Below are 22,822 nucleotides of genomic sequence, written 5' to 3' on the forward strand. Positions count from 1 at the left end.
CAACAGACCGCGCCGCGATTAAGCCAAGTGTTTACAGCGCAATTTGCTCTAAAGCCCCACAGTTTTTCCGGTCATCACTTCCTATACTGCGACATAAGGTCGCACACATATCCAGACCTTTCAGGCCAATTGGCCCGTGGGCGCTCCACTGGGGGGCGATGGTAATAACGACAGGAGTGACTGGCATGATCCATCACGTCGTGGGACTTTTCACCCACCCCGATCAGGAATGGCGGGAAATTCGTGGCGATAAAGAAGAAAGCATCAGCCACATGTACCTCACCCACACGCTGATTCTCGCGGCGATCCCCGCTGTATCAGCCTTTATCGGTACCACTCAGGTCGGTTGGGTCATCGGCAGCCGCGCACCGGTGATGCTGACGGTGGAAAGCGCGTTATGGATGACCATCATGTCCTACGCGGCGATGCTCGGCGGCGTGGCGGTGATGGGTGCGTTCATTCACTGGATGGCCCGCACCTATGACGCGAACCCAAGCATGGCCCGCTGCGTAGCGTTTGCCACCTATACCGCAACACCGCTGTTTGTCGGCGGGCTGGCGGCGCTGTACCCGCACATGTGGCTGGGGATGGTCGTCGGCACGGCCGCCATTTGCTACACGGTGTACCTGCTGTACGTAGGATTGCCGACCTTCATGAACATCCACCCGGACGAGGGCTTCCTGTTCTCCAGCTCGGTGCTGGCCGTGGGCCTGGTGGTGCTGGTGGCGATCATGGCCTTTACCGTGATCGTCTGGGGGCTGGGCGTAGGCCCGATGTACACCAACTGACGCGGTTTACCCGCAGGAAAAGCCACCGCAAGGTGGCTTTGTGCGTTATGCATGACCATTCGGCGCCTGACAGATTCGGATACACCGTTGTTTGCGGCATACTGGACGTCTCTGGAGATATGTACAGCATGCCCGAGCAACTCAATACCCGCGTCGAAGATTGTTTCCTGCAAGCCGAATCCTTTTTCAAACGAAGCTTCAAACGCCCCCAGGTCAGCCTCAAGCTGCGGGGCCAGAAGGCCGGTGTCGCGCATTTGCACGAGAACCTGCTGCGCTTCAACCCGCAGTTGTACCGTGAAAACAGCCAACACTTCCTTAAACAGACGGTTGCCCATGAAGTGGCGCACCTGATTGCCCACCAATTGTTCGGCGAGCGCATCCAGCCCCATGGCGAGGAATGGCAGTTGATCATGCGCGGGGTTTACGAACTGCCGCCGGATCGCTGCCACACCTATGAAATCCAGCGGCGGCGCGTGACGCGATATATCTACCGCTGCCCGTGTGCCGACAGTGACTTTCCGTTTTCGCCACAGCGTCATGGGCTGGTGAGCCAGGGGCGGCGGTATTTGTGCCGCAGGTGCCGACAGACCTTGGTATTTACCGGGGAAACCCGCGTCGAGTGAGGTTTGTGGTGCTTTCAAGGCCCTCTTCGCGAGCAAGCCCGCTCCCACATTTGATCGCATTCCAACGATGGAACTCGGTCGAATGTGGGAGCGGGCTTGCTCGCGAAGGGGCCGGCCCAGGCGCTACTGAACTACCTTGGCACGCCGCAAATCGTCTATCTGCTGAGCACTGAAGCCCAACTCCACCAACACCTCATCCGTGTGAGCGCCCACCGCCGCGCCTATATGCCTGGCCGCCGGCAAACCCTCGGAAAACTTCAGCGGACACGCGATTTGCGCCTGGCTGGAACCATCGCCACGCGGCACCTGGCTGACCAGTTCCCGGGCTTTTAACTGCGGGTGTTCAACCGCCTCGCTCAGATTCAGCACCGGCTCAACACACGCATCAATCCCGGCAAACAACTCACACAACTCATCAAAGCTGCGTTTCTCGAACTCGACCTGCAACGCCAGCTTGAGGGCTTTCTGCTGCTCGGGTCTGGGCGACAAGCCTTGCGCCGCCAACTCGGGGCACCCAAGGGCCGTACACAGCTGCTGCATAAAGGCCGGCTCCAGGCTGCCCACCGAAAACCAGCGCCCTTCCCGCGAGCGGTAATAGTCATAGAAGCTGCCACCATTGAGCACCTGGTTCTCCCACGCCGGCTCCACGCCGCACGCCAGGTAACCCGCGCCGGCCATGGCATTCAGGCTGAAGACGCAGTCGGTCATGCTCACATCGAGGTATTGCCCCACCCCGCTCTGCTGCCGGGCAATCACCGCCGCCAGCAAGCCGATCACCGCGTGTAACGAGCCGCCGCCCACATCCGCCAACTGCACGCCCAAGGGCAATGGCCCGCTGTCCTGGCGCCCGGTGTAACTGGCGACACCCGCCAGGGCCAGGTAGTTGATGTCATGGCCGGCGCGGTCCTTGTAGGGGCCGGTCTGGCCGTAGCCGGTGATGGAGACGTAGATCAGCTTCGGGTTGACCGCCTTCAATGCCTCGTAACCCAGGCCCAGGCGCTCCATCACCCCGGGCCGGAACTGCTCGAGGACGATGTCATGGTCCACCACCAACTGCCGCACGATCTCCACCGCCTCGGCTTGCTTGAGGTCCAGGGCCAAGCTGCGTTTGTTGCGGTTGAGATAGGCATGGCTGGCCGACACGCCTTGGTCATGGGGCGGCAATACCCGCAGCAAGTCCATGCGCGTGGGAGATTCGATGCGCAATACCTCGGCGCCCATGTCGGCCAGCAGTAGCGAGGCGAATGGCCCCGGCAGCAGGGTGGAGAAATCCAGTACTTTGAGGGACGCCAAGGGAGCTAACATGGTTACTCCGATTCCGATTCGATTGGCCACAGAGTAGGCAAACCTGGCGGTCAGCAGCAATCACATAAAGCATCATCCGGAGTGACTGATGTTCCCGGAAACGTAAAGCGAGACGCGGAGCGTCCCTGGCGGCATTCCCACGCAGAGCGTGGGAACGATCAAAAAAAAACCCATCCGAAGATGGGTTTTTCACACACGGTGCAGCCTTACTTGACGGCGGTTGGAGCCGGGCCTTCGGCCACGCCCAGGTCGTCTTCTTCACGGGTCTCGGAGATACCGCGACCACCGGAAGCCAGTTCGACTTGCAGCTTGTCTTCGTCCAGTTCCTTGACCCACTTGGCCACAACCAGGGTAGCAACAGCGTTGCCCACCAGGTTGGTCAGTGCGCGGGCTTCGGACATGAAGCGGTCGATACCCAGGATCAGCGCCAGGCCGGCAACCGGCAGGTGGCCAACAGCCGACAGGGTAGCGGCCAGTACGATGAAGCCACTACCGGTCACGCCAGCAGCGCCCTTGGAGGACAGCAGCAGTACCAGCAACAGGGTGATCTGGTGGGTGATGTCCATGTGGGTGTCAGTCGCCTGGGCGATGAACACGGCAGCCATGGTCAGGTAGATCGAAGTACCGTCCAGGTTGAACGAGTAGCCAGTCGGGATAACCAGGCCAACGACCGACTTCTTGGCGCCCAGACGTTCCATCTTGATCAGCATGCGTGGCAGTGCGGATTCGGACGAGGAAGTACCCAGTACGATCAGCAGCTCTTCACGGATGTAGCGGATCAGTTTCAGGACGCTGAAGCCGTGAGCGCGGCAGATGCCACCCAGCACGACCAATACGAACAGGATGCAGGTGATGTAGAAGCAGATCATCAACTGACCGAGCTGCACCAGCGAACCTACACCGTAGGCACCGATGGTAAACGCCATGGCGCCCAGGGCACCGAGTGGCGCGAGCTTCATGATCATGTTGATGATGTTGAACATCACGTGGGCGAAGCGATCGATGAAGTCCAGCACCGGCTTGCCGTAGGCACCCAGGCGATGCAGGGCGAAACCGAAGATCACCGAGAACATCAGCACTTGCAGGATGTCACCGGTCGCGAACGCGCCAACGATGGTGTTCGGGATCACGTTCAGCAGGAAGCCAACGATGCTCTGGTCTGCACCGGCAGTCACGTAGGCCGCGACTTTAGAGGCGTCCAGGGTAGCCACGTCGATGTGCATGCCGGCGCCCGGTTGCACAACGTTGACCACAATCAGGCCGATCAGCAGGGCGATGGTGGAGACGACTTCGAAGTACAGCAGCGCGTAGCCACCGGTTTTGCCGACCGATTTCATGCTTTGCATGCCAGCGATGCCGCTGACAACGGTGCAGAAGATGATCGGGGCGATGACCATTTTGATCAGCTTGATAAAGCCGTCACCCAGTGGCTTGAGGGCCACGCCGGTCTGCGGGTAGAAGTGGCCGAGCAAAATACCGATAACGATTGCAACGATCACCTGGAAATACAGGGATTTGTACAGTGGCTGACGAGTCGTCATTGCAAAGTTCCTCAATCGTCCCGTGTGGCAAATATCCGCCATTGCCCACGACACTTGAATTGCGAACCCTCCTGCACTGGAGGGATTTGTTGTTTGAGAGCCTGCTCAAGGCCGGTCTCCCTGCGCTCTCTATCGCAAGCAGCGTGCCACTTTTACTGAAATCCCCTGGAGGCCTTTAGACATCAGCGCTTGGGTGGTTTTCGGCTTCAGACACCGCCTACGCAAGGTGGCGGATTTCCGCCTCACCTCCCGATCTCGTCCTACAATTTGGCGGATATCCGCCTTGTTGCCCTCACACAGGATGGCTAACATCCGCCACTCAATGGACGAGGCCCCTCATGCGTGAACGTACCATCGCCAGTCACTACGCCCGGGCCGCTTTAGGCGGTGCTCGTCGAGCCGGCTACGACTATTCGGGCCTGCTGCAGCAAGTGGGCATTACCCCGGAACTGCTGAGCGAACCCCGCGCCCGCATCGCCCCGGAGCAATTTACCCGGCTGCTGCAGATGCTGTGGCTGGCGCTGGATGACGAATACCTGGGTTTCGCCGAAGGCCCGAGCAAGCGCGGCACCTTCGCCATGATGTGCCACGCGCTGATTCACTGCCGCACCCTCGAGAAGGCTCTGGAACGCGGCTTATTATTTTATAGCCTATTCCCGCAAGGTCCGCGCTGGCGTCTGACACGCGAAGGGGAAATGGCCCGCTTGAGCCTGGACGATTCGCAGCTGTGGGACCCGGATCACTTCCTCAGCGAATGCCTGCTGGTGATCTGGCATCGCCTCGGCAGTTGGCTGATTGGCCAACGCATCCGCCTGGACCAGGCCACCTTCAGTTACCCGATGCCGGCCCATGCCGGTGAGTACGACTTGCTGTTCCCCTGCCCGCAGGTGTTCGCCGCGCCCACCAGCAGCCTGGTGTTTCCCAGCCGCTACCTGAGCCTGCCGCTGTTGCAGGACGAGCGCACCCTCAAGCACTTCCTCGAACGCTCACCGGCCGACCTGCTGTCACGGCCGGATGAGGGCGACAGCCTGAGCAGTCAATTGCGCCGCTTATTGAGCCGCGACCGCACGCCGTGGCCCGACCTCGAAACCGTCGCCCAGCACCTGCATATCAGCCCGCAGACCCTGCGTCGCCATTTGCGGGAGGAAGGCACGAGCTTTCAGGCGCTCAAGGATGAATTACGCCGGGACATTGCGATTTATCATTTGGGGCGGGCGGATTTGTCGTTGCAGGAGATCGCCGAGCAGTTGGGGTTTTCCGAACCGTCGGCGTTTCATCGGGCGTTCAAGAAGTGGACCGGGCTGACCCCGGGAGCTTATAGAGCACAAGAAAGTTAAGTGTGTATTGATGCGACTGGCCTCTTCGCGAACAAGCCCGCTCCCACATTCGATGGCATTCCCAAGGTGGAACTCGGTCAAATGTGGGAGCGGGCTTGCTCGCGAAGAGGCCGGCACAGCCAATAAAGATCAAACAGCCGGAAAGTGAATCTTGAACGCGGCACCCCCTAGCGGTGAATCCCCAAGGGTCAACCGTGCGCTGTAGCTTTCGATGATGTCCTTGACCACCGCCAGGCCGATGCCCTGTCCCGGATGCTGGCGGTCCAGCCGCTCACCCCTTTGCAGGATCCGCGCACGCTGGTCCGGTGGCACGCCGGGGCCGTCGTCTTCGATGCACAGCTCGGTGCCTTCCAGGCTTTCCTGCAAGGTGATGCGCACTTCGCTCAGGCACAGGCGATAGGCGTTTTCCAGCAGGTTGCCGAGCAGTTCCAGCAAGGCGCCCTTCTCGATCGGCACGTCGCATTCTTCCGGCAAATCGAAGGCGACCTTCACGCCTTTATCGCGATAGACCTTGTCCAGCGTGTCGCACAGGCTTTGCAGTACCGGCTCCAGGCGCACCTGGTGACGCACCAGGCCGCTTTTACGCAGGCTGGCGCGCTGCAATTGGTAGCTGATCTGCTGGCTCATGCGCTCGATCTGCGATTGCAGCACCCAGGCCTGGTCGCGATCTTCGGGGCGCTGGGCCATGTCTTCGCTCACGCCTTGCAGCACTGCCAACGGGGTTTTCAGGCTGTGGGCCAGGTCATCCAGGGAATCGCGGTAACGGGTGCGTTGCTCACGCTCGCTGTGGAGCAACCGGTTCAGGGAGCCGGTCAGGCGCAACAATTCGCGGGGGTGTTGTTCACTGAGACTTTCCCGGGTGCCGCCTTCGATTTCATCCAGTTCCTGGCTCAGCCGGCGCAACGCTTGCAGGCCCCAGGTCAGGCCCAGCCACAACAGGGTCAGCAGCACCAGCAAGGCGGCGCCGAAGCCCAGGTAGAGGTTTTCCCGCAGGCCTTCGAGGGTCAGTTGGTATTCGCGCACCGGTTGCAGGGCGACAATACTGAACGCCGCGCTCTTGCCGCCCAGCAGCTTGACCTCGACGTCATAGACAAAAAATTCTTGGCCGTTGGCTTCGCGAATCCGCGCAAACTCGTTGCCGCGCCCGTCATAGCGCGGCTTGTAGTTGATGTTCTCTTCCTGGGTGGCGCGCGACCGCCAGACCAGATGGCCTTCGCGGTCATAGATGTAGCCCAACAGGCGGCTATCGGTGAGGTTGAAGCGCTCATCCGGCAACTGCGCGGGCATCAGCAGGCGATTGTTTTCAACCCGGGCAGCCGAAATCAGCGTGGTGACATCCGACGCCAGGCGCTGCTCGATGGAATCCTGCAGGGCCAGGCTGAAGGCGCCCTGCATGGCGGGCAACAAGGCCAGCATAAACAGCACGGCCAGGGTGGTGGCCGCGAGCATCAAACGCACACGTAACGAGCGAATCAACGGCAGCGCTCATTAAACAGGTAGCCCAGACCGCGCACGGTGTCGATCGGCTTGAACCCCGCCGGGCCTTCCAGCTTGCGGCGCAGGCGGCCTACCAACACTTCGATGACGTTCGGATCGCGCTCGTCGTCATCGGGGTAGAGCTGTTCCATCAGGCGGTCCTTGGCAACCACCTGCTGATGGTGACGCATCAGGTATTCGAGGATGCGGTATTCGTAGGCGGTCAGCGCCAGGGGCTGTTCGTCGAGGGACGCCTGCTTGCGATTGAGGTCCAGCAGCAAGGGCCCGGCGACGATGGTCGACTGGGTGAAACCGCTGGAGCGGCGCAGCAGTGCGTTCATCCGAGCTTCCAGCTCTTCGAACTGGAACGGCTTGACTACGTAGTCGTCGGCACCGGCGGCCAGGCCTTCGACCTTGTCCTGCCAGTTGCCGCGGGCGGTCAGGATCAGGATCGGGAATGTCTTGGCCTGGGCGCGCAGTTGGCGGATCAGGTCCAGGCCGCCCATGCCAGGCAGGCCCAAGTCGATGATCGCCAGGTCGTGGTTGAATTGCCCGGTCTGGTACAGCGCCTCTTCGGCGTTGGCGACGGCCTCGACCACGTGACCGCTGTCGGTCAGACGGGTCAACAGGTGATGACGCAGCAACGCCTCATCTTCGACAACCAGCAATTTCATAAAGCTCTCCAAGGCAAATCAACTTTCCAACTGGGGTATATCATAGCGGCCCTGCAGGTCTTGCTGGCGCAGTTTACTGCCGTTGAAGTGACCTGACAGGTTTTCATTGCCCACGCGATAGTCCGACTGCGGGGTGTGCTGGCCCAGGAAATGGCCCCAGGGCGCGGCTTGTTCACCGGCATCCTCGAAGCTCACCCGCTGAAGAAGGCTGTAGGGCTTTTTGCTCTTCTCTTTGGAGAAACCCGCGAAGCTCGCATCAGAGGCCTGGACGCCAGCGGTGGCGCTGAGCATGGTTAACGCCAACATCAGCTTCTTGATCGCAGTCATGGTCTACCTCATACACTTTGGCTTTGGGTACGAGGCCAGACTACGCAGCCCCCGCTGAACTCCCCCTGAACACTCTCTGAACCTGGGCTGAACCGAGGCCGGCTACTGTGTAAAGAGTTACTTACGTAACCCCTACCGCAGGCTATCCAGCGGCCCTCCAACTCGGCAAAATACCCGGCATGAATTCCCTACCCGCCTGCTGCACCCCACTTGATGCCCATTGGCCGCTGCCCGTCGCCTTGCCCGGGACGGTCTTGCTGAGCACCCGTTTTGACCCGGCCCTGCTGGCCATCGGCGACTTCCAGCGCAGCGCCGTGCCGCCGCCCGCGAGCATCCAGCGTTCGGTTGCCAAGCGCCAGGCGGAATTTCTGGCCGGTCGCCTGTGTGCCCGTGCGGCCTTGCAACAGCTGGATGGGCTGGATTGCGTGCCGGCAATCGGCGAGGACCGCGCGCCGGTCTGGCCCGCGCATATCAGCGGTTCGATCACTCACAGCACCGGCCATGCAGCGGCCATCGTCGCCCACAAGGCACAGTGGCGCGGGCTGGGGATGGACCTGGAGAACCTGCTGACACTGGAGCGCGCGGAACGCCTGGCGGGGGAAATCCTGACACCGGATGAATTGCAGCGCATGGCTGCCGGGCCGCGGGAGCAGATCGCGCAGTTGGTGACGCTGACGTTTTCGGCGAAAGAGAGCCTGTTCAAGGCGCTCTACCCGATCGTGCAGAAGCGCTTTTATTTTGAGCATGCCGAGTTGCTGGAGTGGTCGGATACCGGCCATGCGCGGCTGCGGTTGCTGACGGACCTGTCGGCAGAATGGTGCCATGGCAAGGAGCTGGAGGCGCAGTTTGCGGTGGATGACGGGCAGTTGTTGAGCCTGGTGGCCGTCCAGGCCTGATTGATCTCTGTGGTGAGGGGGCTTGTCCCCCGTTGGGCTGCGCAGCGGCCCCAAAAAAGCGGGAGCGCTTCGCACTCCAGCGGGGGACAAGCCCCCTCACCACAGGACAAGCCCCCTCACCACAATGAATCAGGGTTTCTTTTGGTCCCTTGGCCAACTCAGGCTGAAGCACGCGCCGCCCAGGTTGTTACTCTTGCTGATCAACGCCCGGCCGCCGTGCCAATAGATGATCCGCCGCACAATCGATAACCCCAACCCGTGCCCGCCCGACGCGCGAGTACGGCTGTCGTCCAGGCGCAGGAACGGGGTGAAGATCCGCTCCCAGGCACTTTCCGGCACGCCCGGGCCGTCGTCTTCCACGTCGATGCGGCAACGCACCTGGCCCACCTGGTAGCTGATCAACACCTGCCCCTGGGCGTGGCGCATGGCATTGCTCACCAGGTTTTGCAGGGCTCGATGCAGGTAACGCGGCTCGGCCTCGACCCACGCATCATCCCAATGGGCAGAAGACAGGCAGATGCCCCGCGCCACGTTGATTTCCGGGCGCAGCGGCGACAGCTCATCAATCACCTGATCGAGCAACGCGCTAAGGTCGACCCGCTGGAAATTCAGCGCCGGCGAACCCTGCTCCAGTCGCGCATAAGTCAGCATTTCGTCCACCAGGCCATCGAGGTCCTGGATGTCGCTGTCCATGCCTTCCATGTACTTGCGCCGCGCCTCAGGCGTGGCCGCGTCACCAATCATCTCCAGGCCGAACCGCAGGCGTGCCACCGGGGTGCGCAATTCGTGGGATACCGCGCGCACCAGTTCGCGCTGGATCGCCAGCAGCCGTTGCAGGTGTTCGGCCATGCCATTAAACGCTGCCGCCAGGCGCCCTACCGAATCGGCGCCCCGGGCCGGCACCCGTACTTCGAGGCTGCCCTTGGCGATGCGCGTGGCGGCAGCTTCCAGGCCACTCAAGCGCCGCTCCAGTTGGCGCACCAATAAATAGACGATCAAGCCGATCAGGGTCAGGCTGATCAGCGCGATCAGGATCAACCACTGCGGCGGGTACGGGTTCATCTGGTACAGCGGGCCGATTTCCAAAACCCACGGCGTGCCGACCATGCCGGCAAACACCCGGATCGAATCACCGCCCTTGCCCAGGGCCATCACTGTGTCGCCCTCGGACACACGGCGGCGCTGGTCTTCGTCCATGTCAGCCTGGTCGAGCATCACCAGGTGCATCTCGAATCCAAAGCCCTTGGCCTCTTTCAGGTCGGCGAGTTTTTGCGGTTGCTCGGCCACCGGAAAACGCACCAGTTCATCGGCCAGCAGGTAAATGGTCGCGCGGGCCAGTTGTTCGCTGATTTGCTGCACTTCACCGGTGAGCAGCAGTTGCTCCTGATCACTCACCAGTCGCAGCACCCTGGCCGCGTGGGGGCCGGTTTGCTCCACCAACACCTGGCCGCGTTGCAGGCGGGTGCGCTGGCTCAGGTCCAGATGCGCCTCGGCCACGGTCTGCAATTCCAGCGGGATGCCCAGCAAGCGTTCCCATACCGCCAGGGCACGGCGGCGCTCGATGGCGCTCATGGGTTGCAGGTTGTCGCCCATCAACGCGAAGGTGCCATGGGCCAGGCGCTCTCGGTACTGGCCGCTGCGCACTTCATTGAGCAGGTGCAGGGCCAGCACACCGAGCAACGCCACCAGAATCAGCGCCGCGCACATGCCGCCGTAGATACGCAGGAAGATCGAGTTCACGGCGTAAGGTCAGCGGCAGCTTCGGGGACGAACAGGTAGCCTTTGCTGCGAATGGTCTTGATCAGCCGTGGGTGGATCGGGTCGTCGCCGATTTTCGGGCGAATCCGCGAGATGCGTACGTCGATGGAGCGGTCCTGGCCGTCATAGCCAATGCCGCGCAAGGCAGTGAAGATTTCTTCCCGGGACAGGATTCGCCCGGCATTCGCCACCAGCAGCCACAACAGGTCGAATTCGGCGCTGGTCAGCTCGATGCCGCCGTCGTGCAGCCAGGCTTCACGCAGGGCGTTGTCCACCACCAGCGGGCCGAATTGCAGGCGGCGCTGTTTTTCGGGGATGGGCGGTTCGACGCTTTCACTGCGCCGCAGCAGCGCTTGAATGCGCGCCAGCAGCAAGCGTGGGCGTACGGGTTTGCACACGTAGTCGTCGGCGCCCATGTCCAGGCCCAGCACCTGGTCCATGTCGTCGGTGCGTGCGGTCAGCATCAGGATCACCCCGTCGTAGTCCTCGCGCACCTTGCGGCAGATGCTCAGGCCGTCTTCGCCGGGCAACATCAGGTCGAGGATCACCAGGTCCGGCTGTTCGGCGATGATCCGCGCCGCCGCCAGGGCGCCGTTGCCCTCCACCGAGACGCGCAGGCCGTTGCTCTCCAAATAGTCACGGGTCAACTCGGCCAGTCGCTCGTCGTCCTCGACAATCAATACCTGCCAGGCTTCATGCTCCATGCGTTACCTCGGTTCTCATTATTGTAGGAGCGGGCTTGCCCGCGAAAAACTCAAGGGTGCCGCGTTTATTCAGGTTTCCAGCGTTATCGTTGACGTCCTTCGCGGGCAAGCCCGCTCCTACAGTTGTCATGTGGAGCGAACAAGATATCGCGTGAAACAAGGGGCGATTGTAGCCATGAGCCAGCCCTCTAGTACAAGCGCGCAAATGCGTTCGGGGATGGTGTTTTTTTGTGATAGGGTTCGCGCCCGCAAAAATCCAACCGGATGTTTTTAACTCGGAATATTCGGTGACAAACGGCGCGATGCAGCAGTACTGCGGCCTACACGCCTGTTCCACGTTTCATACACATTTTACCCACAGCGTTATCCACAGGTAGTGCGTTGCCATACCCCCCAAAACGCATTATCTTGTAGGTCGTCGCCAAAAAAACCCTACATGTAGGGTTTTCAGCGAAAAGACCAAACACAAATCAGACAAGAAACTCAAGCTCTTTCTTGCTCCTGTTTGGTTGAACTTAAGCCTTTTTCAGAAGACCAAACCGCGCACGCGGATGGCAGCCGTTTTTAGCCCCGATCAGGCAAAAACGGTACGGGTGTTGCAGTACGAAACTGTCACCCACCAGGAATACGGTAAAGAGCCCCAAGCTTGTACCGAAGACTTCGGCATGGAAGCGGCGCGAACAGCTCCCTTCCTCCTGTCCCGAAGTTGTTATGCCAGGCCCAGGCCTGTTGTAAGTGCTTCAGGACGGAACGGTGGGCACCGTGATGGTGCCCAAATAAATATAGAATGTGGAGACAACCCCCCATGCAAACCGACACAACTCGCGAGAACCCGCAGGGCTCCGTGCCGCAGGCCGCTGATTCGAACCTGGATCTGTCCGCCACCGCACCCGGCCAACTGCGCGTGATCAAGCGTAACGGCACTGTCGTTCCTTATACCGATGACAAAATCACCGTCGCGATCACCAAAGCGTTTCTTGCAGTTGAAGGCGGCACCGCTGCTGCCTCGTCGCGCATCCACGACACCGTTGCGCGCCTGACCGAACAGGTCAGCGCAACGTTCAAGCGTCGCATGCCATCGGGCGGCACCATCCACATCGAAGAAATCCAGGACCAGGTCGAACTGGCCCTGATGCGTGCCGGCGAGCAGAAAGTTGCCCGCGACTACGTGATCTACCGTGACTCCCGCGCCAAGGAACGTGCCGTACGCTCCCCGGCCGAAGAAGCTGCCGTACAAGCTCACCCGTCGATCCGCATCACCCTGGCTGACGGTACGTTTGCACCGCTGGACCTGGGCCGCCTGAACACCATCATCACCGAGGCCTGCGAAGGCCTGGAAGAAGTCGATGGTGACCTGATCCAGCGCGAAACCCTGAAGAACCTGTACGACGGCGTGGCCCTGACCGACGTCAACACCGCCCTGGTCATGACCGCCCGTACCCTGGTTGAACGTGAGCCGAACTACTCGTTCGTGACCGCGCGCCTGCTGATGGACACCCTGCGTGCCGAAGGCCTGGGCTTCCTCGGCGTCGCCGACAGCGCCACGCACCACGAGATGGTCGACCTGTACGCCAAGGCCTTGCCTGCCTACATCGCCAAGGGTATCGAATTCGAATTGCTGAACCCGGTCCTGGCCACCTTCGACCTGGAAAAACTCGGCAAGGCAATCAACCACGAGCGCGACCAGCAGTTCACCTACCTGGGCCTGCAAACCCTGTACGACCGTTACTTCATCCACAAGGACGGGATCCGCTTCGAACTGCCGCAAGTGTTCTTCATGCGCGTGGCCATGGGCCTGGCGATCGAAGAGAAGCACAAAGAAGACCGCGCCATCGAGTTCTACAACCTGTTGTCGTCCTTCGACTACATGTCGTCGACCCCAACCCTGTTCAACGCCGGCACCCTGCGTCCACAGCTGTCCAGCTGCTACCTGACCACCGTGCCGGATGACCTGTCGGGCATCTACCACGCGATCCACGACAACGCCATGTTGTCCAAATTCGCTGGCGGCCTGGGTAACGACTGGACGCCGGTGCGTGCACTGGGTTCGTACATCAAAGGTACCAACGGCAAGTCCCAAGGCGTTGTACCGTTCCTGAAAGTGGTGAACGACACCGCTGTAGCCGTGAACCAGGGTGGCAAGCGCAAAGGCGCTGTGTGTGCCTACCTGGAAACCTGGCACATGGACATCGAAGAGTTCATCGAACTGCGCAAGAACACCGGTGATGATCGTCGTCGTACCCACGACATGAACACCGCCAACTGGATCCCTGACCTGTTCATGAAGCGTGTCTTCGATGACGGCCCGTGGACCCTGTTCTCGCCATCCGAAGTGCCAGACCTGCACGACCTGACCGGCAAGGCCTTCGAAGAGCGTTACGAGTACTACGAAGCCCTGTCCCAGTACCCGGGCAAGATCAAGCTGTTCAAGACCATCCAGGCCAAAGACCTGTGGCGCAAAATGCTGTCCATGCTGTTTGAAACCGGCCACCCATGGCTGACCTTCAAAGACCCGTGCAACCTGCGCAGCCCGCAGCAGCACGTGGGCGTGGTCCACAGCTCGAACCTGTGCACCGAGATCACCTTGAACACCAACAAGGACGAGATCGCCGTTTGCAACCTGGGCTCGATCAACCTGCCGAACCACATCGTCAACGGCAAGCTGGACACCGCCAAGCTGGAACGCACCGTGAACACCGCCGTTCGCATGCTCGATAACGTTATCGACATCAACTACTACTCGGTACCACAGGCGCAGAACTCCAACTTCAAGCACCGTCCGGTTGGCCTGGGCATCATGGGCTTCCAGGATGCGCTGTACCTGCAGCACATTCCTTACGGTTCGGACGCTGCGGTCGAGTTCGCCGACAAGTCCATGGAAGCGGTCAGCTACTACGCGATCCAGGCTTCCTGCGACCTGGCCGACGAGCGCGGCGCCTACGAGACGTTCCAGGGTTCGCTGTGGTCCAAAGGCATCCTGCCGCTGGATTCGCAACAGATCCTGATCGAGCAGCGTGGCCAGAAGTACATCGACGTTGACCTGAACGAATCCCTGGACTGGGCACCGGTACGTGCCCGTGTGCAGAAAGGCATTCGTAACTCCAACATCATGGCCATCGCACCGACCGCCACCATCGCCAACATCACTGGCGTGTCGCAGTCGATCGAACCGACCTACCAGAACCTGTATGTGAAATCGAACCTGTCGGGCGAATTCACCGTGATCAACCCGTACCTGGTTCGCGACCTGAAAGCCCGTGGCCTGTGGGACTCGGTCATGATCAACGACCTGAAGTACTACGACGGTTCGGTGCAGCAGATCGAGCGCATCCCGCAAGAACTCAAAGAGCTCTACGCGACTGCCTTCGAAGTGGACACCAAGTGGATCGTCGACGCCGCCAGCCGTCGTCAGAAGTGGATCGACCAGGCTCAGTCGCTGAACCTGTACATTGCCGGCGCATCGGGCAAGAAGCTGGACGTGACCTACCGCATGGCTTGGTACCGTGGCCTGAAAACCACTTACTACCTCCGTGCCCTGGCCGCCACCAGCACCGAGAAGTCGACCATCAACACCGGCAAGCTGAACGCTGTTTCCAGCGGCGGCAACCATGGTGATGATTCGGTTCTCGCGGCACCTGCCGGTCCAGCGCCAGTGCCAAAAGCCTGCGCGATCGACGAGCCGGATTGCGAAGCTTGCCAATAAGCTGAGCCGGTCCTGGGCTTGAACGCCCGGGATTGAAAAACCCGATAAACCCCGACTGCATAGGGTTTATCGGGTTTTTTCGTTTTAACGCCCTTAGAGGAACGCGTACGCAATACCCTGCTTAGGCGAGCCGCCCCGCCGGCCCCACAGCTCGACTTGCCCACCAATCACCGCCATTGAATGACGATCATAGGCCACGACACCCAGCGTGCCGCTCGCCAGCTCACTGCTTGAGGAGTTTCTGTAGAGCCCCTTCAACCCAAGGCGATCCAGCCCCTCGTGGGGCATTTCGCCGTTGTTCAAGCTCTGCATCGCATGGGCAAAGCTTCTCTGCGCTTCACCCGGCCTGTCGTCCAGACCATTTCCTTCAATCTGCGCACGCTTGGCACTCGCGGCAAACATGAAGTTTGCATCGGTCAGCATCTCCGGATCATCGCCTTTAAACTGTGCATACGCGGCGGCCTGCTTGAGTTCGTCCTTGGACAAATCAAGCTCGAAGTCGTCCCGCATTTTCACGCGATAGCCATCGGCCGTCTCTTTCACGTCCTTGAAAACGTCCGTGGGTTTCTGACCGTACCGCATCATCGCCCCCTTTATCGCTGAAACGGTGACGCAGTTGCCATCGGAGCCCTGGCGGAAGCCACTCCAGATATTGTCCGGTGGCTTTCCAGGATTGCTGTTGTCGGGCTTGTAGTTGAAATGCTTTGAACCTTCGGTCAGCGGCTTGTTGCTCATGGGGTCGCTGGGGCCAAAATCATTTCTGTTAGCCCCGCCCCCGCCCCCGCCGCCTCCGCCACCACCCCCTGGCGATGGGGCAGGAGCAGGAGCAGGAGCTGGGGATGGGGATGGCGGTGTGTCGTCCGAGTCCGGAAACAACAGCTTCAGCAGTTGTTTGAGAAACTCAAGCCACTGCCCGGAAGCCTCTTCAATCAGCTTGTTGAGAATTTCCCTGAATTTCTCGTCACCGATCTCCCCGCGCACTTCGTTGAGCTTGTCTCGCAGATCTTGCGCGAGCTGGCCCTTGGAAGTTTTCTCGGCGTCATCCAACGCTGTGAGCAGCTTTTTGACCGTTTCCTCGTTAGAGACACCCTTGTTTTCTTCATCGTCCGACCGATCTGGCTTCGCAATACCCCGACCTGAAAAACTCACGCCCCCGATGACACCACCTGAAACCGACACACTCGCCATTGCCTGCTCTCCACCCGTTGACCTCAGCCTTCTTGGCTTCGTGGGTGGAAAAACAGCCGTAGGCCGTTCCGCCAAAACCATGTCATCCCATGACAGCCCGGGACAATCGGCAGGCAAAAAAAAGCCCCTCGACCGAGGGGCTTTTCCAGTGGTGCGGCTTAAAGCGACAGCATCAGGTCATCTGGATGATGGTCTGCATGATGGTGCTCTGGGTGGAGATGGTCTTGGCGTTCGCCTGATAGTTGCTCTGGGCCTTGATCAGGTCCACCAGCTCGTTGGTCAGGTTGACGTTGGAGTTCTCCAGGGAGTTGGCCACGATCGAACCCAGGGTACCGACTTGCGGGGTATCAAAACCCGGCTGGCCCGACGCGAAGGTTTCTTTCCAGGTGGTGCCGCCGGCTGGCTGCAGGCCCTGCTCGTTGTTGAAGCTGGCCAAGGAAATCTGGCCGATGGCCTTGCTCTGCTGGTTGCTGAAAGTAGCGAACAGTACGCCGCTGCCGTCGATTTTCAGCCCGGTAATTTGACCGGTGGCGTAACCGTCGGTGGTTGGCGGGTTGCGGTAGGTAGCCGAGTTGAACTGGGTGATGTTCGCCATGTTGACGGCCACGCCGTCCGTGTTGGCGGCCGCGCCGTTAGACGTCCAGACACCATTGACCAGGCCACCCGGCTTCCAGTCGGAAATGGTCAGGGTGGTGTTCGAAGCGGTGGCTGGCGGGGTGATGATGCCCGAGAGCTTGCCGGCGGTGTCAAACGACAGCGTCGAGGCAACAGGCGCCTTCACGTCGGTACCGGTGCCACTGATCGGCGAACCGTCAGGGTTGCGCCCATCGATCAGGGTGTAGGACTTCCAGGTGTTGGAGTCCGTCTTCACCAGGTACTGCACCATCGGATGCGCGTTGCCCTGCGTATCGTAGAGCGTGGTGGAGTATTGAGTGGTGAAGGTCTCCGACTTGGTCGGATCAAACGGGGTCTTGGTCTGGTCGATCACCGGCGAGGACGAGTTCAGGTTACTGGTGGAGTCCACCTTGCTCGAAGCCTTCGGCGGCAGGTACGACAGGTTGAGCTGAAGGTCGGTCAAGCCGCCCTTCTGGATGTTGCCATCGGCGTCCGCCGCGTAGCCTTGCAGGCGTGAGGTTCCGGTGTTGTTGGTGATGTAGCCGTCCTTGTCGGCACGGAAGGCACCGTTACGGGTGTACTCCAGCGAACCGTCACTGCCCTTCTGCACGAAGAAGCCGCCGCCCTGGATCGCCATGTCCAGCGTGCCGCCGCTGTTGTTGACGTCACCCTGGGTGAACTGCTGGGACACGGCTGCCAGGTTCACACCGTTGCCGATGCTGTTCTGGCCGGTGCCCAGCTTGGACGCCGCGTAGATATCCGAGAATTCGGCACGGGACGACTTGAAGCCGGTGGTCGCGACGTTGGCGATGTTGTTACCGGTCACGTCCAGTTGTTTGTTGGCCGCATAGAGGCCGCTAAGGCCGATATTAAAAGACATTGTTCTCTCCTTTTGCCGTATCTAGCCGGCTCTATGTACCGATAGTCTGAATTTGCGACAGCTTGATGCTGCCCATGCCGCCCGCCAGGTTGAGCAGCATTTCGCCGCCGGTCTGGCTCAGGGTCACGCTGGTCACCGTTGCCGGCAGCGAGGTGAGCAAGGCAACCGAGTCGCCCTTGTCATTCTTGGTGGTGGCATTGAAGGTGTAGGTGCCGGCTGGTGCCGTCTCGCCCGCATCGTTCTTGCCGTCCCAGACAAAGCTGGAATTGCCGGCGCTCTGGGCACCCATGTCGAGGGTGCGAACGACGTTGCCGTCCTTGTCGGTAATCTTGACCGAGACGTTGCCCGTCGCCGCCGTCACTGCCACGGAGCCGGTCATGCTCTTGCTGGTGTCGACCATGGACTTGTCGGTCTGGGTGATCACCGAGCGACCCACCAGCGACGAAGCCTGCAGTGCCTGCGAGGAGCTGAAGTTGCTGGAAATCGCATTCACCGAGTCGTTCAGGGTGTTGATGCCTTCCAGGCTGCTGAACTGTGCCAGCTGTGCCACGAACGCGCCGTTGTCCTGGGGCGACAGCGGGTTCTGGTTTTTCAGTTGGGTGACCAGCAGTTGCAGGAACGCGTCCTTGCCCAACGACTGGTTACCCGTCGCCGACTTGGCTGCGTCGCCGACGCTGCTGTTATCTGTCGCAGTCTTGACCTTGGAGTTGAAAAGGTCCTGGACCGCCGTGTTCGTCGAACTGGTATCAACAATGGCCATTATTTGGCGCCCCTTATCACTGACCCAGGGTCAGGACCTTCTGCATCATGGTTTTGGCGGTGTTCATCATTTCCGCGTTGGTCTGGAACGAGCGGCTGGCGGAAATCATGTCTGCCATTTCCTCGACCACGTTGACGTTGGGGTAGTACACGTACCCTTTTTCGTTCGCGGCAGGGTGGTTCGGTTCGTAGCGGGCTTCGAGGTTGCTTTGGTCTTCGACTACACCAAGCACCTGCACGCCCTGGCCTGCGGCATCCTGGTTCTGGAACAGCGAATCGCCGCTACCGCTCTGGCCGCCTTGGCCGCCCTGGAACATGGTGGCGAACACCGGGTGCCGGGCACGGTAGGTCTGGTCAATGCTCGAAGACACGGTCTCGGCGTTGGCGATGTTACTGGCGACGGTGTTGAGGCGCGTGGTCTGGGCGCTCATGCCACTACCGGCAATATTGAAAACACTGGCGAGGGACATGGCTTATTCTCCACGCAGGGCTGACATCAGCCCTTTGAATTTGCTGTTGAGCAGGGTGAAGCTGGCCTGGAAGTTCACCGAGTTCTCGGCGTAGGCCGATTGCTCCAGTTGGGCGTCCACGGTGTTCTGGTCGATCGACGGTTGCATCGGCGTGCGATACAGCAGCGACTCGTCACCATTGCCCAGGCCTTGCGCTTCGATATGACGGCTGTTGGTCATGTTCAAGGCGAAGGTGCCGTTCTTGGTCTTGTCTTGCTGTGCGGCGAGCACGGCAGAGAAGTCCAGGTCCCGAGCCTTGTAGTTCGGGGTGTCGGCGTTGGCGATGTTGTTAGCCAGGACTTCGGCACGCTGGGCGCGGAAGCCCAGGGCTTGTTCGTGGATACCGAGCGCTTTATCGAAGCTGATGCTCATGGCGGAAACCTTTAAGGGCTGACCTGCTTTTCGTAACAGGGTTATAGCAATCGGCATGCCAATTCTTTTGAGGGCCGTATTACAAGGGTTTGCGGGGCAATTGCCGGCGGCAATGCCAGAAAAGCGGCAAAGGGTTTCCGCGAAACGCCAGTAAAGCGGCAATGAGGGTTTGCCGCTTTGCGGCCATAAAAAAAGGGAGGCCTGTGCAGGCCTCCCTTTTTTGTTCAAGCATTTTTGCTCAAGCATTCATCACTTGGCCTGGTAAATGATCCCAGGACTGCACTGCACCATCTGGTAATGATCCGGCAAACCGTTCAGCGCCTCGGAAGCGCCAAGGAACAGATAACCACCGCGCTTGAGGGTGCCGTGGATGCGCAACAGAATGTCTTTCTTCACCTCGGCCGAGAAGTAGATCAACACATTGCGGCAAAACACCATATCGAACTTGTCCAAGCTGGCGTAGCTGTCCAGCAGGTTGAACGAGCGAAACTCGACCCGGCTCTTGATCGGCGCCTTGACCGCCCAACGCCCCGCGCCTTTGGGATCGAAGAACCGCTGCAAGCGCTCCGGGGACAACCCGCGCCCCAGTGCCAGGCTGTCGTACTCGCCGGTCTTGCAGTTGGTGAGCATGGTGCCGGACAAGTCCGTGGCCACAATTTGCGCCCCGGCCTTCAACTGGCCCATGTTGGTCCGCTCGAACTCATCGATGGACATCGAGATCGAATACGGTTCCTGCCCCGACGAACAGGCGGCCGACCAGATGCGCAGGCGCTGGCCCGGTGCGGCCTTGATCGCCTCAGGCAGCACCTTGTTCTTGAGCACTTCAAACGGATAGGTATCGCGAAACCACAAGGTTTCGTTGGTGGTCATGGCATCGACCACCATCTCCTTGAGCCCGCTGCGCGGCTGGCCCTGGATCCGTTGCACCAACTCCCCGAGGGACTTGATGCCCTGCTGCTCCATCAGTTTGTTGAGACGGCTGGATACCAGGTACTGCTTGTTTTCACCGAGCAATATGCCACAGGCTTTTTCCAGGAAGACCCGGAACTGTTCGAAATCCAAATTACCCGTAGACAATGATACCGCCTCTTAAATCGTGTGACCGCCAGGGAAAAGGCCCCTAGCCGTGATCTGCTGCCTTGATCCGGTCGACTACCCGGGATGCCAGGTCATCAGGGCGGAATTTGGCCAGGAAGTCATCGGCACCGACCTTCTTGACCATCGCCTGATTGAATACACCCGACAACGAAGTATGCAGGATGATATGTAATTTTTGCATGCGTGGGTCGTTGCGTATCTCGGCCGTGAGGGTGTAGCCGTCCATTTCCGGCATCTCGATGTCGGAGATCATCATCAGGAATTCTTCTTCCGGCTTCTTGCCCTCGTCCACCAGCTTGCGCAGGTAATCCAGGGCCTGGCGACCGTCATTGAGCGCCACCACTTCAACGCCGACCGTCTGCAGGCAACGGGACACCTGTTTGCGCGCCACCGAGGAGTCATCCACCGTCAGCACCCGCAGCGAGATCGCCTTGTGCGCGGTTTCGGCGTCTACCACACCGACCGAAATCGCCTCCGAGGTCGGAGCCACTTCGGCGAGGATTTTCTCCACGTCGATGATTTCCACCAACTGGTTGTCGACCCGCGTCACCGCCGTGAGGTAGTGATCGCGACCGGTGCCCTTGGGCGGCGGATGGATCTCTTCCCAGTTCATGTTGACGATGCGCTCCACCGAGCGCACCAGGAAACCCTGGGTCTTGGTGTTGTACTCGGTGATGATCACAAACGGGCTCTCGCGGTCCTGCAAACCCGCCGAACCGGTGGCCATGGCCAGGTCAAGAATCGGGATGGTCGCGCCACGAATATTGGCCACACCGCAAACCACCGGGCTGGACTTGGGCATTATTGTCAGCTTGGGACACTGCAGCACTTCCCGAACCTTGAAGACGTTAATCCCGTACAACTGCTTGCCGTCCAGACGGAACAGCAGCAACTCCAGGCGATTCTGCCCCACCAGCTGTGTGCGCTGGTTTACTGAATCCATTACACCGGCCATGCCCAGACTCCTACGCTAAAACTTAGGGGTACGACGCGTACCCAACACTAAACGGCACGAGCTTTGCTTTTTTATTGGCCATGGACATCAAAACGACAGTTTCCCGACGCCCCCGATCCCCACAGTACCGCAGATTGCTCTGCGCCTCGATGGCGTTGCTTGCCTTGGCTATGGGCCAGCCGGCCCGCGCCGATAACGTCACCTTGCCTGATCTACTTATCGGCGTCACTCAAGGCTTTCTTGAGTTCACTGTAGAAGATTATCTGGCGACGACGCAGACACCGGGCCGCTATGAAATCCAGGTCAACCAGTTGGATCCGCGCCTGCGCATGCCCATGTGCGACAAGGAATTGACAGCCTCCCTTGAGAGCCCCGCCCAACCCATCGGGCGCGTGACCGTGAAGGTGCGCTGCGAAGGCGCCTCGCCCTGGACGGTGTTTGTACCGGCCCAGGTCAAATTGTTTCGCGACGTCGTGGTGGTGACCCGCCCGCTGAAACGCACCGGAATCATTGGCTATGAGGACGTTGCGATGCGCGAACGGGACATCAGCCAGATCAATCAGGGCTACCTCACGTCCCTGGACCAGGCACTCGGGCAAAAACTTACCCGACCAATGGTTGCCGACCAAGTGGTTACCCTGGTTCATCTTGAGCAGGCCGAAGTGGTGCGCAAAGGTGACCAGGTGGTGATCTCCGCCAGCAGCGGCGGCCTGAATGTAAAAATGCCGGGGGAAGCCCTGTCCAATGGCGGCATGAGTGAGCAGATTCGCGTGAAGAACCTCAACTCCAACCGCGTGATCAAGGCCCGGGTGACGGCACCGGGGCAAGTTGAGGTAGCTTTATAGATCACTGGCATCGGACGCCGGCTTTTCCTACACTGTGCGCAAAGCGGTATCGCGTATAGGTTTATTGTCAATCGAGCCTAAAGTTTGTCCGGGTATGGCCGAAAACATGGCAAGCGTCCAAATACCCAGAGGTTTTTTAACATGGTCATCGATTTCAGTCGTTTGAATAACGCCCTGCCAACGCCCGGATCTTCGCGCACCAACGGTGCCAAAGACAGCGTTGAAGCCAAGTCCCAGCCTCTGCCTGCCAAGACAGAACAGGCCGGTGCCAGCCAAAGCGGGGAATCGGTACACCTGAGCAATGAGGCTCAACAGTTGCAGAAGGTCACTGACTCGCTGAGCGATCAACCGGTTGTCAACAAAGCCCGCGTGGCCGAATTGAAGCAGGCGATTGCGGATGGCAGCTATAAGGTCGACAGCAACCGTGTAGCCAGCAAGCTGCTTAACTTCGAAGCCGAGCGCTAGGCAA

The 22,822-nt window shown here is 60.0% G+C and carries 21 protein-coding genes; 7 read left to right on the forward strand and 14 right to left on the reverse strand.

The window, feature by feature from the left end:
* Positions 1–185 precede the first annotated feature (185 nt).
* Both SNL23_RS05765 and SNL23_RS05770 read left to right on the forward strand, forming a co-directional pair.
* Positions 186–788 (forward strand): Yip1 family protein, encoded by a 603-nt coding sequence (locus tag SNL23_RS05765; RefSeq protein ID WP_076015045.1) that lies wholly within the window; start codon positions 186–188, stop codon positions 786–788.
* 128 nt (positions 789–916) lie between these two features.
* The gene (locus tag SNL23_RS05770; RefSeq protein ID WP_026077778.1) at positions 917–1,411 is read left to right on the forward strand and encodes a SprT family zinc-dependent metalloprotease; all 495 of its coding nucleotides are present in this window, start codon (positions 917–919) and stop codon (positions 1,409–1,411) included.
* A 123-nt stretch (positions 1,412–1,534) separates the two neighbouring features.
* Here the strand turns inward: SNL23_RS05770 and SNL23_RS05775 are convergent, their stop codons facing one another.
* Positions 1,535–2,716: a CaiB/BaiF CoA transferase family protein gene (locus SNL23_RS05775; protein ID WP_318301819.1), complete on the reverse strand. Its 1,182-nt coding sequence runs from the start codon at positions 2,714–2,716 to the stop codon at positions 1,535–1,537.
* 206 nt (positions 2,717–2,922) lie between these two features.
* A complete protein-coding gene (locus tag SNL23_RS05780) occupies positions 2,923–4,257 on the reverse strand; it encodes a dicarboxylate/amino acid:cation symporter (RefSeq protein ID WP_318301820.1) in 1,335 nt (444 codons plus the stop codon).
* Between the two features lie 338 nt (positions 4,258–4,595).
* Here SNL23_RS05780 and SNL23_RS05785 point away from each other — a divergent pair, with 338 nt between their 5' ends.
* Positions 4,596–5,594, forward strand: a complete 999-nt coding sequence (locus SNL23_RS05785) for an AraC family transcriptional regulator (protein ID WP_076015042.1) — start codon at positions 4,596–4,598, stop codon at positions 5,592–5,594.
* A 129-nt stretch (positions 5,595–5,723) separates the two neighbouring features.
* Here SNL23_RS05785 and SNL23_RS05790 read toward each other — a convergent pair whose 3' ends face one another.
* The 3 genes from SNL23_RS05790 to SNL23_RS05800 are packed head-to-tail and all read right to left on the reverse strand — an operon-like array spanning position 5,724 to position 8,071.
* Positions 5,724–7,070, reverse strand: a complete 1,347-nt coding sequence (locus SNL23_RS05790) for an ATP-binding protein (protein WP_076015041.1) — start codon at positions 7,068–7,070, stop codon at positions 5,724–5,726.
* Entirely contained in the window at positions 7,067–7,744 is a 678-nt protein-coding gene (locus SNL23_RS05795; protein ID WP_003214228.1) for a response regulator transcription factor, read from the reverse strand. The genes SNL23_RS05790 and SNL23_RS05795 overlap by 4 nt, the downstream gene beginning before the upstream one ends.
* An 18-nt stretch (positions 7,745–7,762) precedes the next feature.
* Entirely contained in the window at positions 7,763–8,071 is a 309-nt protein-coding gene (locus SNL23_RS05800) for a hypothetical protein (RefSeq protein WP_318301821.1), read from the reverse strand.
* Positions 8,072–8,250: 179 nt separating this feature from the next.
* Here SNL23_RS05800 and SNL23_RS05805 point away from each other — a divergent pair, with 179 nt between their 5' ends.
* Positions 8,251–8,967, forward strand: coding sequence for a 4'-phosphopantetheinyl transferase family protein (locus tag SNL23_RS05805; RefSeq protein WP_318301822.1), 717 nt, complete (start codon positions 8,251–8,253; stop codon positions 8,965–8,967).
* Between the two features lie 129 nt (positions 8,968–9,096).
* On the opposite strand, the gene SNL23_RS05810 is transcribed toward SNL23_RS05805, so the two are convergent.
* Both SNL23_RS05810 and SNL23_RS05815 read right to left on the reverse strand, forming a co-directional pair.
* A complete protein-coding gene (locus SNL23_RS05810) occupies positions 9,097–10,707 on the reverse strand; it encodes an ATP-binding protein (RefSeq protein WP_318301823.1) in 1,611 nt (536 codons plus the stop codon).
* Complete coding sequence (locus SNL23_RS05815; protein ID WP_318301824.1) at positions 10,704–11,429, reverse strand: response regulator; 726 nt, start codon at positions 11,427–11,429, stop codon at positions 10,704–10,706. The genes SNL23_RS05810 and SNL23_RS05815 overlap by 4 nt, the downstream gene beginning before the upstream one ends.
* An 805-nt stretch (positions 11,430–12,234) precedes the next feature.
* On the opposite strand from SNL23_RS05815, the gene SNL23_RS05820 reads away from it, so the two are divergent.
* Positions 12,235–15,132: a ribonucleoside-diphosphate reductase subunit alpha gene (locus SNL23_RS05820; RefSeq protein ID WP_076015037.1), complete on the forward strand. Its 2,898-nt coding sequence runs from the start codon at positions 12,235–12,237 to the stop codon at positions 15,130–15,132.
* 93 nt (positions 15,133–15,225) lie between these two features.
* Here SNL23_RS05820 and SNL23_RS05825 read toward each other — a convergent pair whose 3' ends face one another.
* The 7 genes from SNL23_RS05825 to SNL23_RS05855 form a co-directional block, all read right to left on the reverse strand.
* On the reverse strand, positions 15,226–16,320 hold the full coding sequence (locus tag SNL23_RS05825; protein WP_318301825.1) for a hypothetical protein: 1,095 nt from the start codon (positions 16,318–16,320) through the stop codon (positions 15,226–15,228).
* A 172-nt stretch (positions 16,321–16,492) separates the two neighbouring features.
* Positions 16,493–17,815 carry a flagellar hook protein FlgE gene (gene flgE, locus SNL23_RS05830; RefSeq protein WP_076015036.1) on the reverse strand — a complete coding sequence of 441 codons (1,323 nt, stop codon included), beginning with the start codon at positions 17,813–17,815 and terminating at the stop codon, positions 16,493–16,495.
* A gap of 31 nt (positions 17,816–17,846) precedes the next feature.
* Positions 17,847–18,575, reverse strand: coding sequence for a flagellar hook assembly protein FlgD (gene flgD, locus SNL23_RS05835; RefSeq protein ID WP_076015035.1), 729 nt, complete (start codon positions 18,573–18,575; stop codon positions 17,847–17,849).
* Positions 18,576–18,591: 16 nt separating this feature from the next.
* On the reverse strand, positions 18,592–19,044 hold the full coding sequence (gene flgC, locus SNL23_RS05840) for a flagellar basal body rod protein FlgC (RefSeq protein ID WP_003214244.1): 453 nt from the start codon (positions 19,042–19,044) through the stop codon (positions 18,592–18,594).
* Positions 19,045–19,047: 3 nt separating this feature from the next.
* Positions 19,048–19,455 (reverse strand): flagellar basal body rod protein FlgB, encoded by a 408-nt coding sequence (gene flgB, locus SNL23_RS05845; RefSeq protein ID WP_003214246.1) that lies wholly within the window; start codon positions 19,453–19,455, stop codon positions 19,048–19,050.
* Positions 19,456–19,704: 249 nt separating this feature from the next.
* On the reverse strand, positions 19,705–20,532 hold the full coding sequence (cheR, locus tag SNL23_RS05850; protein WP_318301826.1) for a protein-glutamate O-methyltransferase CheR: 828 nt from the start codon (positions 20,530–20,532) through the stop codon (positions 19,705–19,707).
* A gap of 43 nt (positions 20,533–20,575) precedes the next feature.
* Positions 20,576–21,508: a chemotaxis protein CheV gene (locus tag SNL23_RS05855; protein WP_003214250.1), complete on the reverse strand. Its 933-nt coding sequence runs from the start codon at positions 21,506–21,508 to the stop codon at positions 20,576–20,578.
* Positions 21,509–21,588: 80 nt separating this feature from the next.
* Between SNL23_RS05855 and flgA the strand changes: the two genes are divergently transcribed.
* Both flgA and flgM read left to right on the forward strand, forming a co-directional pair.
* Positions 21,589–22,353, forward strand: coding sequence for a flagellar basal body P-ring formation chaperone FlgA (flgA, locus tag SNL23_RS05860; RefSeq protein ID WP_318301827.1), 765 nt, complete (start codon positions 21,589–21,591; stop codon positions 22,351–22,353).
* 141 nt (positions 22,354–22,494) lie between these two features.
* Entirely contained in the window at positions 22,495–22,818 is a 324-nt protein-coding gene (gene flgM / locus SNL23_RS05865; protein WP_003214254.1) for a flagellar biosynthesis anti-sigma factor FlgM, read from the forward strand.
* Positions 22,819–22,822: the final 4 nt, after the last annotated feature.

It is taken from the genome of Pseudomonas sp. SED1, from assembly GCF_034044025.1.
GTDB lineage: Bacteria > Pseudomonadota > Gammaproteobacteria > Pseudomonadales > Pseudomonadaceae > Aquipseudomonas.